The organism is Leptothoe sp. LEGE 181152 (assembly GCF_032906605.1).
GTDB classification, from domain to species: domain Bacteria; phylum Cyanobacteriota; class Cyanobacteriia; order Phormidesmidales; family Phormidesmidaceae; genus Leptothoe; species Leptothoe turfae.
On sequence record NZ_JASATU010000022.1, the window covers coordinates 1 to 14581 of the forward strand.

General features: G+C 47.5%; 15 protein-coding genes. 11 read left to right on the top strand and 4 right to left on the bottom strand.

Going from position 1 to position 14581, the window contains the following annotated elements; translation table 11 throughout:
• The first annotated feature begins 492 nt into the window (after positions 1-492).
• The 3 genes from nadC (at position 493) to QGP82_RS13575 (ending at position 3475) form a co-directional block, all read left to right on the top strand.
• Complete coding sequence (gene nadC / locus QGP82_RS13565) at positions 493-1368, top strand: carboxylating nicotinate-nucleotide diphosphorylase (RefSeq protein WP_348917853.1); 876 nt, start codon at positions 493-495, stop codon at positions 1366-1368.
• Between the two features lie 129 nt (positions 1369-1497).
• On the top strand, positions 1498-1878 hold the full coding sequence (locus QGP82_RS13570) for a hypothetical protein (RefSeq protein ID WP_348917854.1): 381 nt from the start codon (positions 1498-1500) through the stop codon (positions 1876-1878).
• Between the two features lie 127 nt (positions 1879-2005).
• On the top strand, positions 2006-3475 hold the full coding sequence (locus QGP82_RS13575) for a polysaccharide deacetylase family protein (protein WP_499059654.1): 1470 nt from the start codon (positions 2006-2008) through the stop codon (positions 3473-3475).
• A 22-nt stretch (positions 3476-3497) separates the two neighbouring features.
• Here the strand turns inward: QGP82_RS13575 and QGP82_RS13580 are convergent, their stop codons facing one another.
• Positions 3498-4253, bottom strand: a complete 756-nt coding sequence (locus QGP82_RS13580) for an amino acid ABC transporter ATP-binding protein (protein ID WP_348917855.1) — start codon at positions 4251-4253, stop codon at positions 3498-3500.
• 168 nt (positions 4254-4421) lie between these two features.
• Between QGP82_RS13580 and QGP82_RS13585 the strand changes: the two genes are divergently transcribed.
• The 3 genes from QGP82_RS13585 (at position 4422) to QGP82_RS13595 (ending at position 6564) form a co-directional block, all read left to right on the top strand.
• A complete protein-coding gene (locus QGP82_RS13585) occupies positions 4422-4790 on the top strand; it encodes a TfoX/Sxy family protein (protein WP_163659103.1) in 369 nt (122 codons plus the stop codon).
• Positions 4791-4930: 140 nt separating this feature from the next.
• Complete coding sequence (locus QGP82_RS13590; protein ID WP_490795730.1) at positions 4931-5749, top strand: basic amino acid ABC transporter substrate-binding protein; 819 nt, start codon at positions 4931-4933, stop codon at positions 5747-5749.
• 134 nt (positions 5750-5883) lie between these two features.
• Positions 5884-6564: an amino acid ABC transporter permease gene (locus tag QGP82_RS13595; RefSeq protein WP_006517019.1), complete on the top strand. Its 681-nt coding sequence runs from the start codon at positions 5884-5886 to the stop codon at positions 6562-6564.
• A gap of 12 nt (positions 6565-6576) precedes the next feature.
• Here the strand turns inward: QGP82_RS13595 and QGP82_RS13600 are convergent, their stop codons facing one another.
• Complete coding sequence (locus QGP82_RS13600) at positions 6577-6849, bottom strand: hypothetical protein (protein WP_006517020.1); 273 nt, start codon at positions 6847-6849, stop codon at positions 6577-6579.
• A 155-nt stretch (positions 6850-7004) separates the two neighbouring features.
• On the opposite strand from QGP82_RS13600, the gene QGP82_RS13605 reads away from it, so the two are divergent.
• From QGP82_RS13605 to QGP82_RS13615, 3 genes are all read left to right on the top strand, one after another.
• Complete coding sequence (locus QGP82_RS13605) at positions 7005-8060, top strand: cation diffusion facilitator family transporter (protein WP_499059655.1); 1056 nt, start codon at positions 7005-7007, stop codon at positions 8058-8060.
• Positions 8035-8823 (top strand): exodeoxyribonuclease III, encoded by a 789-nt coding sequence (gene xth / locus QGP82_RS13610; RefSeq protein ID WP_499059656.1) that lies wholly within the window; start codon positions 8035-8037, stop codon positions 8821-8823. Before QGP82_RS13605 ends, xth begins: the two co-directional genes overlap by 26 nt.
• Positions 8824-9001: 178 nt before the next feature.
• The gene (locus QGP82_RS13615; RefSeq protein WP_006517023.1) at positions 9002-9304 is read left to right on the top strand and encodes a hypothetical protein; all 303 of its coding nucleotides are present in this window, start codon (positions 9002-9004) and stop codon (positions 9302-9304) included.
• Positions 9305-9621: 317 nt separating this feature from the next.
• On the opposite strand, the gene QGP82_RS13620 is transcribed toward QGP82_RS13615, so the two are convergent.
• Both QGP82_RS13620 and QGP82_RS13625 read right to left on the bottom strand, forming a co-directional pair.
• Complete coding sequence (locus QGP82_RS13620) at positions 9622-10914, bottom strand: RuBisCO small subunit-like domain-containing protein (protein ID WP_499059657.1); 1293 nt, start codon at positions 10912-10914, stop codon at positions 9622-9624.
• 252 nt (positions 10915-11166) lie between these two features.
• The gene (locus tag QGP82_RS13625) at positions 11167-12024 is read right to left on the bottom strand and encodes an acyl-CoA desaturase (RefSeq protein WP_163659108.1); all 858 of its coding nucleotides are present in this window, start codon (positions 12022-12024) and stop codon (positions 11167-11169) included.
• Between the two features lie 148 nt (positions 12025-12172).
• Between QGP82_RS13625 and QGP82_RS13630 the strand changes: the two genes are divergently transcribed.
• Positions 12173-13348 (top strand): TetR/AcrR family transcriptional regulator, encoded by a 1176-nt coding sequence (locus tag QGP82_RS13630; RefSeq protein ID WP_499059658.1) that lies wholly within the window; start codon positions 12173-12175, stop codon positions 13346-13348.
• Positions 13349-13419: 71 nt separating this feature from the next.
• On the top strand, positions 13420-14553 hold the full coding sequence (locus tag QGP82_RS13635; RefSeq protein WP_163659110.1) for a geranylgeranyl reductase family protein: 1134 nt from the start codon (positions 13420-13422) through the stop codon (positions 14551-14553).
• The last annotated feature ends 28 nt before the right edge of the window (positions 14554-14581 follow it).

A 14581-nucleotide genomic window follows, 5' to 3' on the forward strand; every position in this document is an offset into this window, starting at 1 on the left:
AGTGTTATCTAAGTATCCGGTCGTTTGACATCGGCCTCAACCTCGTGATAAGGTCTAACCAATTTCAAACTAAAGAAATTAAACAGGATTTTGTTAGAATCTCAAACTATTGATTTGTCTAGGTTCTGACTCGATTCGGTTACGGTGTTCGCCGCTCCCGTCTCAAGCGCTTTACTAATATAGCGAGCTATTCGTCACTGGTCAACTCCTTTCTTGAAGTTTTTTCGGAAAGCCGCAAAACGCCTTAGAACAAGGCGTCGAAGCGAGTTTTGGCCATGCCCATCGTGACTATGACACAACTTTCTTTAGAATTTAGATGAAGCTTTTAGGTGTTTTGGTCACAGCTTTATTGCTGAAGCTGGCTTACTTACCAATCGATGGCAACTATTACTAGCGTGAGTTGTGTTGTTGACTTGAAGCTAGCTAGTAGACAGTGCAATCGTTTGTCTCTATCTCTATTTAAATAGGGTGAGCTTGAGCAGAAAAAATACTGTGAATATCAACTGGATCGGCTTAGATGATCAGCTAAAGCAATGGCTGCAAGAAGATATTGGTCGTGGAGATCAGACCACTTTAGGTTTAGACACCACAGGTGTAAGACAGGGAAGTGGGTATTGGATAGCAAAAGCATCGGGCGTCATCTGTGGACTTCTGATCGCTCGTAGAGTGTTTGCAATCCTGTCTGATTTAGACGGCACATCGGTTAATCAAATAGAGTTTGAGCCCTGTGTTGTTGAGGGCACATGGGTAGAAGCAGGCACGACCATTGCTCAAATGAGCGGTTCCTTCGCTCATTTGCTCACGGGTGAACGAGTCGCCCTGAATTTAGCAATGCATCTTAGTGGTATTGCGACTGCTACCCGGCAATATGTCGATGCAATTGCAGATCTGCCAGCTCAGCTCGTGGATACTCGCAAAACGACCCCAGGGCTTCGAGCCTTAGAAAAGTATGCAACTCGCATGGGCGGTGCGAAAAACCACCGTATGGGCCTTGATGACGCCTTGATGGTTAAAGACAACCATATTGCTGCTGCGGGTGGAATTGCGCAGGCAATTAAAGCTGTAAGGTTAGCTATGCCTTATCCGCTCAATATAGAGGTAGAGACAGAGAATTTAGAACAGGTTGAGGAGGCATTGAACCATGGTGCCGACATTATTATGTTGGACAACATGACTCCAAGTGTGATGGAGCAAGCAGTCTACTTAATTCGACAGCATAGTTCTCGGATCAAGATTGAGGGATCCGGCAACGTTACTCTCGAAACCATTCGTGAGATTGCATTAACGGGTGTTGACTATATATCAAGTAGCGCGCCAATAACTCGCTCATCCTGGCTGGATTTGAGCATGCGCTTAAAATGCGAGTGAAATTTAGCGAATTGTCCGTTTGCAAACGTTTGCAAACGGACAATTGCAAAATAACAAAGCTTCAAGCATTTTCTATTTGAGGAAGGCACAATTGAAAAGACTCAAAGAGTATGTGGGGTGTTGACCACCGTGAGCCATAGATCCAGCCAAGAAGTCAAAATCGTCAAGTTGGATATATTAGACACCGACTATGCTGCCATGGTTGCTGGTGAACCAATTGCTGATGAACGCAAGCAGCGGTTAGAATCTACCGACCCCCAGGCATTCAAATATATTAGTCGGCAAATCTCAAGATATCGCTACGGTTGTCACACTCAAGAGGAACGAGATGATGCTCTTTATAATATAGGAGCCATAGTTGGGTTGATGACACCTTCAGATATAGAAGACGTCAACGATCGCCTACGTCATACGGGCCATCTGTATCTCACTCAGGGAGAACGATTGCAAATCCTAAATTGGTTAGAAGATGAGTTGGCGGTTTCATTCGAACGTGGAGTTCATGAATAGGTAACCAAAGAGTTTAGTGGGAGAGTTAATCTAGGGTTATCTTTTCTATAAGGGTGGTTTATTTTAAAGCCCGTACCTGGGACACTAGGGATAGAAAATAATCCACCTTTTAATACTCTCCAAGTATATGTCTGCTGCTGTATCTCCCCCAGCTACCTATGATCAAACACTCCCTATGCTTTGTGGCTGGGAGTCATCTATTGAGGAGTTGAGTAGTTTCGACGAGCCAGTTTTTCTGGAACGCAGTAATCTCGATCTCAACAGCCTGTCGGCAGGGTTTGCGATCGCACTTCACATGCACCAGCCGACGATCCCAGCGGGGCCAGAGGGCAAGCTTATCGGCCATTTGCAATATATGTTTGAACACCACTATGAAGGTGACAATCATAATGCTGGACCATTTGCCTATTGCTATGCCCGCATGGGTGATTTTATCCCTGAGCTTGTGAGTCAGGGTTGCAACCCACGGGTCATGCTGGACTATTCAGGGAATTTGCTGTGGGGCCTCCAGGAAATGGGGCGTGACGACATTCTCGATAAGCTCAGAGGGATCACCTGCGATCCTCGGTACCAAACCCATGTGGAATGGTTAGGTACATTTTGGGGACATGCCGTTGCCGCTGCCACGCCACTACCCGATATCAAGTTACATATTCGAGCTTGGCAGCACCAGTTTGCCAGCATTTTTGGATTAGAAGCACTCAAGCGAGTTCGAGGATTCTCATTACCTGAAATGCAACTGCCGAATCATCCCGATGCTCTGTACACGTTGGTTAAAACTCTCAAAGAGACAGGTTATCGCTGGGTCATGGTCCAAGAGCATACCGTGGAAATACTGACAGGTGAGGGAATTCAGCAACCACATCTGCCTCATCGTTTGGTGGCTCGCAATAGTCATGGCGACACAGTGTCGATCACAGCCTTAATCAAAACCCAAGGTTCTGATACTAAGTTGATTGGTCAAATGCAGCCGTACTACGAAGCCAAGACTTTAGGTAAGATGCCCCTTGGAAATAAGTCAATCCCGCCTCTAGTGAGCCAAATCTCTGACGGTGAAAATGGTGGCGTCATGATGAATGAATTTCCAGGAGCCTTTAAACGAGCCTGGCATGAATCTCGCCATGAGCATACAGTTACCGGAATTAACGGTACCGAGTATCTGGAACTGTTAGCGGCAGCCGGAATCACAGAAAGTGATTTTCCTAACTGTCAGGCGAAAGATCAACATAAACTGTGGCAGGCTCTGGATGGCAACATTACACCAGAACAGGTGGGTGATGCGATCTCAAATCTAGCGGAGCAAAACACTAGATTTACAGGAGGCTCATGGACTAACGATCGCAGTTGGGTCGATGGATATGCCAATGTCATTGACCCCATAGAACGCCTAAGTGCTAGCTTTCACCAGGCCATTAATGCAGTGCCAGCAAGCAAGCAAGCCTACTTAGCATTAAATGCCAACTATCGCCAGGCACTCCTGCACAACCTAATTCTACAAACCAGCTGCTTCCGGTACTGGGGTCAAGGGCAGTGGACAGATTATGCCCAGACAATTTATCAGCGGGGCTGTGAATTTGTTGATCGAGGTTTTGTCTAAAAGGCTTTGACCTAGTTTTGACCTAAACTGTTATCCCATTCATACGACTGAGAAATGTCTGTAAACGCTCACTCTGAGGGTTCTGCAACACGTCTCGAGGAGCACCAGTTTCTTCGACTACACCTTGATTGAGAAATAGGACACGACTCGCGACTTCCCGAGCGAACTGCATTTCATGGGTCACTACGGCCATGGTCATACCATCTTCAGCCAGGGTGCGCATCACCTGAAGCACTTCGCCCACCAGTTCAGGATCTAGAGCGCTTGTGGGTTCATCAAATAGCAAAATGTCAGGTTGCATACAGAGGGAACGCGCGATCGCAACGCGTTGTTTTTGTCCACCTGAAAGCTGATCAGGATAAGCTGAGGCCTTTTCAGCTAAACCAACTTTATTTAAATAGACGTGTGCTCGCTCTTCCGCTTCCTTAGTAGAAAGCCGAAGCACCTTACGGGGGGACAGCGTCAGATTGTCCAAAACACTCATGTGAGGATAAAGGTTGAACTGCTGAAAAACCATCCCTACTTTTGCTCGCAACTGCTGTAACGCCTTAGCACTCAGATTAGGGGCTGATAAATTAATATTATCTACAACCAACTGACCACCACTGATGGTTTCTAAGCGATTAAAACAGCGTAGTAGCGTGCTTTTACCACATCCCGAAGAACCAATGATGGCAACAACTTCACCACGTTCAATTTGGCCATTAATGCCTCGCAGCACCGATAGGTCGCCATAGCTCTTCTGCAGGTTTGCAAAATAAATTGCGGCTTCTGTCACAACACACCTATCAGTAACATCTTGAAAGGCATCATACCGCTGACATTGTGCTGACGCTACGAATCACAATGTTTTTTAAGTCATGAATGTTTAACAGTAATCACTTACCCGCAGAAATTACGTATCATCGTCGGACAGGTAAGAGGTTTTATTGCTCGGGAATACTCCATGCCATCTCCAGAAACCATGGCTTTCAAAGATAGAATCGTTCACCAATTGAATCAGGTGGCACCTGTTACTGCCCGCTCTATGTTTGGTGGCTATGGTCTCTACGCAGACGGGATCATGTTTGCTCTGATTGCTTATGAAACGCTCTATTTCAAAGTTGATGATGACAATTTAGTCGACTATCTAGAAGCCGACATGGGGCCGTTTCACTATGAACGCCACGGTAAAACCATTCAAATGTCTTACTATCAACTACCCAAAACAGTCCTAGAAGAACCAGTAGAACTTTTGAACTGGATAGAGAAAGCTCAGGCAGCAGCTCGGCGCAGCAAAAAACCGAAGAAGGTAAAGAAACGTAAGCAACCATGACGCTACAAACAACACCGTTTTTTAATTCCTGGTAGTTTAAACTACACGTTTGAGTCAGATATCAGGGTGATTCAGCCCTAGCGTCTTATCTTCTGCGGTAGATCAGTGACGTCATAACAATAAGGAGCCGATTAAGCATTATGAAACGGTCTCAATTCATAAGAAACGCGTGTTTAAGTCTGGGAGCAGCTGTCGTACTGGCGGCCTGCGGTAGTGGTGGTGATGTCTCCACAACCCCCAGCGCTGATGGTGGCGATGCTGCTGGTCTATGGCTAGTGGGTACTGAGCCCGCCTTCCCTCCCTTTGAGTCTCAGGATGACAGCGGTGAACTTGTAGGGTTTGATATTGACTTGATGAAGGCCATTGGTGAGCAGGCTGGTGTCGAAGTTCAGTTTGAAAGCTTACCCTTTGATGGTCTAATTCCCGCTCTACAGGCTGGCACCATCGAAGCAGCCATTAGCGGCATGACCATTACTGAAGAACGGGCTCAGACAGTGGACTTCTCTCGCCCCTACTTCCGAGCTGGTCTAGCGATCGCAGTAGCTGAAGATGATACTGAAACCACATCATTCGAGAGTCTAGAAGGAAAAACCATCGCTGTACAGCTGGGTACTACAGGTGCAGAGATGGCCGGTACGATTAAGGATGCTAAAATCAGCACCTTTGATTCAGCGCCATTAGCACTACAAGAACTCTCTAATGGCAATGCTGATGCTGTGATTAACGATGCGCCGGTAACGTTGGATGCGATCGCGACTGGCAATATTGGCGGCGTCAAGGTTGTAGGTGAATTGATAACCGAAGAATTCTATGGCATCGCGATGCCCAAAGATTCGCCAAACCTTGAGGCTTTAAATACAGCCTTAGCCGAACTGATTGAAAACGGCACCTATGATGCCCTCTATGAAAAGTGGTTTGGCACCACTCCTGTCGGCACCTTACCGGAAGCTGGCTTTTAGAGGAGAGCTTGAACCTTAAAATTCCATGGAAGACACGGATCTTCCATGGAATTTGAGCAAGAATCTTAGCCTCACCCCAATATTCAGGTCCTAGCACTACTCCTTAACAGGTCCTCACAAGGGAACCTATCGACGTGGAATATATTATTAATGCTCTGCCCGCCCTACTGCGGGGTGCCTTAACGACCATACAGTTGACAGCCCTAGCCATCTTCTTTGGCTTTATTGGTGGCACATTGCTCGGCACCGCCAGACTCTCCAAGTTCTGGCCCATACGTTTGGCCACCCGTGCTTACATTGAATTTTTTCGAGGCACGCCGCTGCTGGTCCAAATCTTCTGGATTTACTTTGGCTTTCCAGCACTCTTCAAAAGCCTGGGATTAAGCTTTACCTTTGACCGGTGGTCCGCTGGCGTTCTTGCCCTGAGCCTGAATTCAGCGGCCTATGTAGCTGAAATTGTCCGAGGTGGCATTCAATCAATTGATCGCGGGCAGTGGGAAGCAGCTTCATCCATGGGTCTAGATGCGATTCAAACCCTACGCTACATTGTTTTACCCCAAGCCCTGCGACGCATGATCCCACCTTTAGGGAATGAGTTCACCACATTACTCAAGGACACGAGCTTGGTCGCTGTTATTGGCTTGGAAGAACTCTTTCGTCGCGGTCAGCTGACTGTAGCCACCAACTTTCGCGCATTTGAAATTTATACAGCTGTTGGTCTGACCTATTTGGCATTAAACCTGATGTTCTCCCAAGGATTTACATGGTTAGAGCATTGGACAGATCCGACCGAGAAAGCAAAACGCAACGCTTAACTCTCCCATCCACTATTTTCGCCGCCTTGATGACCGATGCTTACTCCCCGGCGGCGTCCGATGAGCACCAAAATATTTTTCGCTGCGATATCGCAACCAGACTCGTAGTTGCTGTGGCACTTTTTCCTTCTGCACCTTAGTAAGTTGGCTATACAACTTTAAGGCGCGCTCCCGCTCCCGACGACAGGCGGCATTATTGTGAGCATCCCAAAGTTTTTTAGCAAGACGAATGCGGCGATTAGTTTCCTTGATCAGAGCATCGCCTTGGAGGGGTTGGTCGGGCATATTGTCACAAGGTTAATTGTTGGTTTTGGTTAGGTGTGGCACCCTCATATAGTAAACACCCTGATGCATCAGGATGTTTGCGTGTCACATTGGCGGGACAACAAAACGCTTTCATCAGACACGCTTTGGCATAAGCAATGTGACCAATATCAAGTATGCATAATCATGGTTTTGGGGCTTGCGACTGCCCCGCAGAGACGTCGCCAGAGAAACTTAGAGTATTGGCCATTGCCCTCGTGATGGTGGCAATTTTTTCAGCGGTGGAACTGCGGGTGAGTCACCACAGCCACAGTTTATCGCTGGTGGCAGATGCAGGCCATATGATTGCTGACGTGTTTGCGATCGCAATGACCCTACTCGCTGCCTGGATCGCCCGCTGGCCCACGTCATCCCATGCGCCTTTTGGTTACCGTCGCGTGGAAATCTTAGCCGCCCTGGTGAATGGCATTGGTCTTTTATTAATTGCAGGTTGGATTGGCCAAGAATCCATTGCGCAACTACAGACACCGCCCAGTGAGATTTTAACAAAACCCATGGCGCTGACGGCGTTAGGAGGTTTAGGTGTTCATGGCATCAACGCCGTTTTACTCCATCACCACACTGATGATGATTTGAATTTGCGGGGGGCATTTCTACATACCCTGGCCGATGCACTCAGCTGTTTGGGGGTTTTATGTGTAGCGGCAGTTGTGCAGTGGTTTGGGTGGCAATGGACAGATGGGTTGGTAAGCATTGCGATCGCGCTGCTCATCTTTGCCGGAGCGATCCCACTGATCCGCCAGAGCCTCAGCATTTTGCTAGAGCAAACACCCAACAACATTAGTCTGCAAGAGATTGAGCAAAATTTGCTTATCTTTAAAGACATCACCAAAGTAGAGCAGCTTAAGGTTTGGACCATCGCACCGGGTCAAATTCATTTGACGGCAAACCTCACTGTAAATACGGCTAGTGCTGGTCGACGCGATGTCTTGTTGAATCGCCTCCAAACTTCACTGTTCAAGGACTTTGAGATTACTGAAGCAACGCTACAAATGACGTCTACAGCATCGGTTGCTCTATCAACGCTGCCCAATACTAAAATACGAGAGCTAATTCAGACGACATCTGATGTATCGGCCACCCCCAAGGGGAGCCCCTACCCAATGACGGAGCTGGATAGCGTTGTCTCTGCTGAAACCGAATCGAATGCAAGTCGCTTCTTGGAACGTTAACTCTGTTCGCACTCGTCTTGGCCATGTCACTGATTGGCTCAAGGCAAATTCAGACGTAGATGTGCTGTGTCTCCAAGAGACAAAAGTCGTTGATGCTGACTTTCCCAAAACCCCCTTTGAGGAACTTAACTATCACACTTACATATACGGACAAAAAGCCTATAACGGTGTAGCCCTCATCAGTAAAACGCCCTTAGACGATGTGCGCATGGGATTTGGAGCAATCCTTGATGAGGATACCGTTGGCCATCTGGACGATCAAAAACGAGTTATTAGTGCTGTGTTAGATGGCGTGCGCATTCTTAACTTATATGTGCCCAATGGATCTTCCATCGGTAGTGAAAAGTATGACTATAAGATGCGTTGGCTCGCTTTACTCAAACTGTATCTGACCAAAACTCTTGAGGAAACTGCCAAGCTCAATGTCTGTGGTGACTTCAATATCGCCCTAGAAAACAAGGATATTTATACCGATGAGAAGCGGGATAAGCACATCATGTCTTCTCCATTAGAGCGTAAAACTCTACAAGACCTGCTCACCGTAGGATTAGCGGACGCTTTTCGTAAATTTACCGATGAAGGTGGTCACTTCAGCTGGTGGGATTATCGAGCTGCTTCGTTCAGGCGCAATCTGGGATGGCGCATTGACCACCATTACTTATCGCCTGAACTGTATAAGCAAGCCAAACGCTGCTGGATTGATGTCGAACCACGCAAGCTGGAAAAACCTAGCGATCATGCCCCTGTAATTGTTGAGTATTAACCGATCAAACACGGGTACTTGATATAACGACCTACCCGGAAGCCAAGTAATACAATAGGTGCTAGGCTTTAAATGAGGGTAAAGCTTCTCCCTCATCCTGGGTATCTTGTTTTAAAAACAATCTGCGTAGCCCCTTAGCAGAAAGGCCCAAATCGTCTATGCAGTTTTCAGGTACCTTGTGAATACTTTTTTAGCTGGCCCAGATTGCCCAATTCTCGATCCACCCGAGTTAGAGACTGCCCTACACTTCTTAGAAATTTTTACAAATCTAGAAGACGAATTTAATCGGATAGATCTGGTCAATACTGGTTTATTTGATTTAGAGCATCCGGAAACTGCGCAACAACTGGACCTGACTGGTGCTATCAGAGCAATTAAAAGCAAAAGCCGACTTGCCAAAAACGTTCTCCGTTGGGTTGAGGACAATCATTATAATCTTGATAGTGAAGAGCTTACAGGAACAGAAGTTCTTACCAGTTAGACATCTTAGTCAAGGTAGTAAGCTTTAGTTTATCCATAAATAGTGTTTCTCTCTCTAAATCTCACAGATGCCGTCTTTAGCGAGCAATGAGATTTTTTAAAATATCTTTCCTTTACGGCCTACACCAGTGGTTTGAAGCAATGCAACGGCTGCTGCACTTGTTGAGGCTAGGAGCTTTATCTAAAATACAACAATCTCTTGAGTAAATGTAACAACAACAGAAAACAAAACAGAGATTATTGTTAGTGATACCAAGTCCGAGTGGGTATTGATGTTCATGTATATCCCTTAGCGCTGGCATTCCCTCCTAAGTCCCTTTAGGGTCGATGAATAATTCGCTCTAACACTCGTCGCTTACTGTTGGGATCAATACCAATCAAACGCACATAATCCTGGCCATGATCAACTAAGCACTGTGCAATTGCCTGAAGTGCCTGTCCTTCACTACCACCATTAATCACCGGGCAACTCTGCCAAGCATTGGTCCGAAAGCGACGCTTATCCACATATTCCATGCCGACCTGATAGCCCTGAGTCATTAGATTACGCACATTCTGCTGCACCTCATCAGGCAGAGAACTAGCAGCAACCACTGACTGCGACTGGGGTGTAGCAGGAGTGTTGTGTGAAGCACCGTTAGGTTCTTCTACCGGCTGTAACGGCACCGAGGGCGCAGGCTGATAAGCACGATAGTAGTTACCGTTGCCGTTGCTGCGATTCTCCCCGACCTTGTTCAGAGCCTGGTTATATTCCTGCACTAATCTCATTTCCTGAAGGCGACGCTGTTCGCGGACCAAACGCTGACCCACTTCAATCAGATGGCCAATACGGAAATCAGGCTTTTTGAAGCTGGGGGGAGTTTTCGTATTCACCACATTACGAGAAACATTTTCCACCCCTACACGATGAATAAAATCAATGATTTGCTCATCGTAGATTTGCGATCGCAGTGCCCCATAGAAATCAATTGCCTGGTTCGGAAACGTATCCACCAGGGTCTCAATATCATTACGACTTAGACCATCGGGTGCAAAGATTCCTCCCACAATTCCCAAACGATCGTCTCGGTTCGGCTCCCAGTAAAATTTCTGCATGCGCCCATCGCGAACTAAGGGAGCATAGAGCGTGGCAAAGTCATTACCCGTCACCACAATCGGAATACGCGGTAGCGGCGTTTCGTCATAGCTACCCGGCAGCTGCACATTGGTCGGATTATCCGCAATATTCATCAGGGTGTTATTCACCAGTTGCGTATTCACGGTGTACTGAGTCATGCCATCAAAGCGACCAGCTCCAGCATCCAGGTCATTGATCATCAGCACGGCCATTTCGCCGCGAATTTTGACCAGCTCAGCGGCTTCGCGGTAGCGCAAACGAATTAAACGAGCTGGGTCTCCCGCATCTGGGCTCTCTAGTTCGCCACCAGAAACATGAACTACATTCACTCCCATACGCTTGTACACCAGCTCACACTGAAAGGTTTTACCCTCCCCTTTGCGGCCATGGATACCGAAAATCAGCGGCAGCTTCACCTGGGGTAACTCCAAAAAGTTCTTAGTAATGTGAACTGCCAAAGCGTTAAGAAAACGGGGTGAGATGTAGTAAGCCACGGGGATAGAGAGTTCTTAGTTCTTGGTTCTAGGTTTTGAGTGGGTTGGAGGTCTTGACAATCAGCTCTGAATCCTGGCACTTAATCGAGGCCTCTCTCACGCAAAACTTAGAACTAATCCAGTATCTCGCCTGTAGGGGATTCATGTATAGGGATCAAGGCATTAAAACGATAGACGCTAAAAGAGGTATAGCCCTTCGTTTTCTCTGGAGCTATACCTCTTTGCTATTTGATGCTCTAGTTTTGAACTTACCTAACGATGTGTCGCTGGAATACGCTTCACTTTCTTAGCCCAGCCCAGACGCTCAAACAGCAGAATGGTGTACCAGGTAACATCGATCTCCCACCATTTCCAGCCGGTCTGAGCAGCACGAGGATAGGTGTGGTGATTATTGTGCCAGCCTTCACCGTAGGTGACTAGAGACACCCACCATAGATTACGAGCATTATCATCTGTATGAAATGTACGATAGCCCCAAGTATGGGTAGCAGAATTAACTAGCCAAGTTGCATGCCACAAACAGACTGCTCGGACAAAAACACCGTAGATAACAAAGGACCAGCCGCCAATAGCGTAGAGCAATAGTGCAAGCAGCACTTGAAATAATAGAAAATAGTTATTCAAAAAGCGGTAGAATGGCTGACGCATGAGGTCAGGCGCATACTTACCGTAGTAATTTTTATCAAAGTTTTCACGGTGGGGATACAGAATCCAAAGCATATGACTCCACCAAAAGCCGCGCTTGGCTGAATAAGGGTCTTTATGCACATCTTCTGTAAACGCATGGTGTTTACGGTGACCGCTGACCCAAAAGATAGGGCCCCCTTCCATTGCCAGTGTTCCTAGCACAGCGATGGGGTATTCCAACCAGCGAGGCACCTGAAAGCTACGATGGCTCAGCAATCGATGGAAACCCAGGCAAATGCCTACACCGCCACATAACCAGTGCAATAAAATGGCGACACCCAGTGCAGACCAGGAGAAAAACCAGGGTGCCAGCAGGGCAACACCGTGAAATACGGCAAAGAAACCAAACGTGACCCAATCCATAGGTGGGCGTTTAACCTCAGGTTGAGGATCCAGCCGCGGTTGGGTTAATTGTGCAGTCATACAGTCCTCACTGTCGTTGATATTGGCAAATTCTTAGAGGGTTTCAGCTGACAGCCGCTACTCTCTGAACACTTTGCAAGTATCGCTTGCATTAAACTTAGAGTAGCAATGATTCCTTTAAGTTGCAAGTAGCACTTGCAAGTCGTCCATGTCTCCGACTTCAACTCGCCATCGACTCACTCAGGCAGCGTTTGAACTTTTCTTGTCTCAAGGCATTAGCCACACGACAACTCGACAGATAGCCAATATGGCTGAGGTGAATGAGGCTACCTTATTTCGCAATTTTGGCAATAAGTACGGTCTGCTCCTGGCCATCTTGCAAGAGTCACCTGCATTAAATGCCCAGCCCCCGCTCCACGGCGAATATTCACCGGATGTCCTGCAGCTTTATTTGGATGAACACCTACAGCTACTGGAGCGATATCCCAACTTTGTACGCTCTCTCATTGGTGAGTCTGACCAGTATCCACCTGAACATCGCGCCGCTTTACAGCTACGGCTGGGGGAAATTCAACAAGCCATTGCTAACCATCTAGGGCAAATGTTGGATACATCATCTCTCCCAGCAGCAGAACTCACGCGGTTGATCGGTGCTGCTTTAGTGGGCTACACGGTGATTGAAACCACTAGCGGAGATTCTCTCTGGGAGGATCGAAGTCATTTTTTGGAGTGTTTGACTAAATTAATTAGCACTCCAAACAACGAGTCAATGGCAACTGTCTCTGAGTCAGCACCAGCCCTAGTGGTTGATTTGCCCACCAGCTGGGTACATCAGTTGATGAAGCAGACTCGAAGTATTGGGTTCCAGGATCATGCGATCGCACTTCTTCTCTTCGGTGCCGGGCTCCTACCGATAGAAATTACTCGATTGCAGCGCTCGCACCAAATTTGCGATAAATCCCAACACATTTTGCAGGTGACGGGGACCAACGGCCCTCGCCAGGTCACGGTTAACCAATGGATTTTAGGTAAACGCTACGGTTCTTACACCAGCAATCCCCTGACCAAATGGCTCAAAAACCGCAAAGACGATGCCAGCGCCATGTTTATTGATGAAGCGGGCAACCCTATGACCGTGACAGAGCTGCAAGAACGCTGGGAATTTTGGTGGCAAGGCCTGAATATGGTTGTGGAAATGCCTAAACTGATTCAAGCGCGACAAACTTGGTGTGTGGAAATGCTTATGCGGGGTATTAGCCTTGAAAATCTCAGCATTTTGACGGGATGTGAGGCCGCTACACTACAACCCTATGCTCAGCGGGCTAAGGAAAAGGGTGCGATCGCTGCCGCCGCCCAACTCGATCGAAAAGCACCGCCATCGTAATCAACCATTGCGCAACGCTCTAGTCTGGGTAAACTACACCACATACTAACCCATCAAATTTAATTGAATTTATGGCATCTTTCTACGATTGCGTCGTTGTAGGCGGTGGCCCAGCTGGTGCCACAGCAGCCTACCATCTAGCAAAAAATGGCCATTCTGTACTGATATTAGAAAAAAGCAAACTGCCTCGTTACAAACCCTGCGGCGGTGGCGTTTGCCCCAAGGTAGCTGAATGGTTTGATTATGACTTTGAACCAGTGATTTCGCAAAAAGTCACCCAGGTTCGCTACACCTACAACATGGAAGATGAAGTCATTTCTGAACTATCGGAACCCATTTGGATGGTGCGCCGCGACGAGTTTGACCATTACATGGTGCAGCAGGCCCAAAAGCAGGGAGCTGTTCTACAGGAAGCCACCAAAGCCACAGGCATCGAGTTTAAGGATGGTTGCTGGCATATCAGTACATCTGCTGAGCCAGTGGTAGGGCGATATCTCATCGCCGCAGACGGTGCTAAAGGTCCAATGGCAAAATGGCTGGGCTTTAAGCAACGCAAAACGGTTATGGCCGGGGCGATTGAAACGGAGCCTCGACTGCCAGTTCACGATGGCCACATCGTCCATTTTGAATTTGGCCTACTTAAAAATGGCTATGTCTGGAATTTTCCGAAGGCAGATGGCTATTCCTTAGGTAGTGGAGCATTTGTCTCAGCTAAACGCAAATCTCGTGATCTAGTGCAGCCTCTCGCCGACTACTCCAAACAATTTGGAGTGGAGATCGATGAGGAAACCAAACATGGACATCCTATTTTTCTTTGGGATGGTGATCAGACACTGCATACCACCCAAGCTGTATTAGCTGGGGAAGCCGCTTGCGTGGTAGATCCATTTACTGCCGAGGGTATTCGGCCCTCTATCTTTAGTGGCCTCAAGGCCTCTGAAGCAGTTCACAGCGCCCTCAGCGGCAACGAACAGGCTCTGGCTAACTATACCCAAACCATGATTGATGAATGGGGCAATGAAATGCGTTGGGCCGCTCGTCTGGCTAAGGCATTTTATTTGGCACCTAACGTTGGCTATCGCGTTGGCGTCAAACAACCCAAAGGCACGCAGATCATGGGCGATGTCTTCCTAGGGAAACTACGCTATTCCGATGTGGTGACACGGGGATTAAAGCGCATTAGCACAGGATTATTTTCAGCGTAAGCCAACAGTACTGCTGGAGTGCCATTAC

Bases quoted from the DNA above. Each gene is read 5' to 3' on its own strand.
- QGP82_RS13575 (WP_499059654.1), top strand. From the start codon at position 2,006: ATGTCTGCTGCTGTATCTCCCCCAGCTACCTATGATCAAACACTCCCT.
- QGP82_RS13585 (WP_163659103.1), top strand. From the start codon at position 4,422: ATGCCATCTCCAGAAACCATGGCTTTCAAAGATAGAATCGTTCACCAA.
- QGP82_RS13590 (WP_490795730.1), top strand. From the start codon at position 4,931: ATGAAACGGTCTCAATTCATAAGAAACGCGTGTTTAAGTCTGGGAGCA.
- QGP82_RS13600 (WP_006517020.1), bottom strand. From the start codon at position 6,849: ATGCCCGACCAACCCCTCCAAGGCGATGCTCTGATCAAGGAAACTAAT.
- QGP82_RS13605 (WP_499059655.1), top strand. From the start codon at position 7,005: ATGCATAATCATGGTTTTGGGGCTTGCGACTGCCCCGCAGAGACGTCG.
- xth (WP_499059656.1), top strand. From the start codon at position 8,035: ATGCAAGTCGCTTCTTGGAACGTTAACTCTGTTCGCACTCGTCTTGGC.
- QGP82_RS13625 (WP_163659108.1), bottom strand. From the start codon at position 12,024: ATGACTGCACAATTAACCCAACCGCGGCTGGATCCTCAACCTGAGGTT.
- QGP82_RS13630 (WP_499059658.1), top strand. From the start codon at position 12,173: ATGTCTCCGACTTCAACTCGCCATCGACTCACTCAGGCAGCGTTTGAA.
- QGP82_RS13635 (WP_163659110.1), top strand. From the start codon at position 13,420: ATGGCATCTTTCTACGATTGCGTCGTTGTAGGCGGTGGCCCAGCTGGT.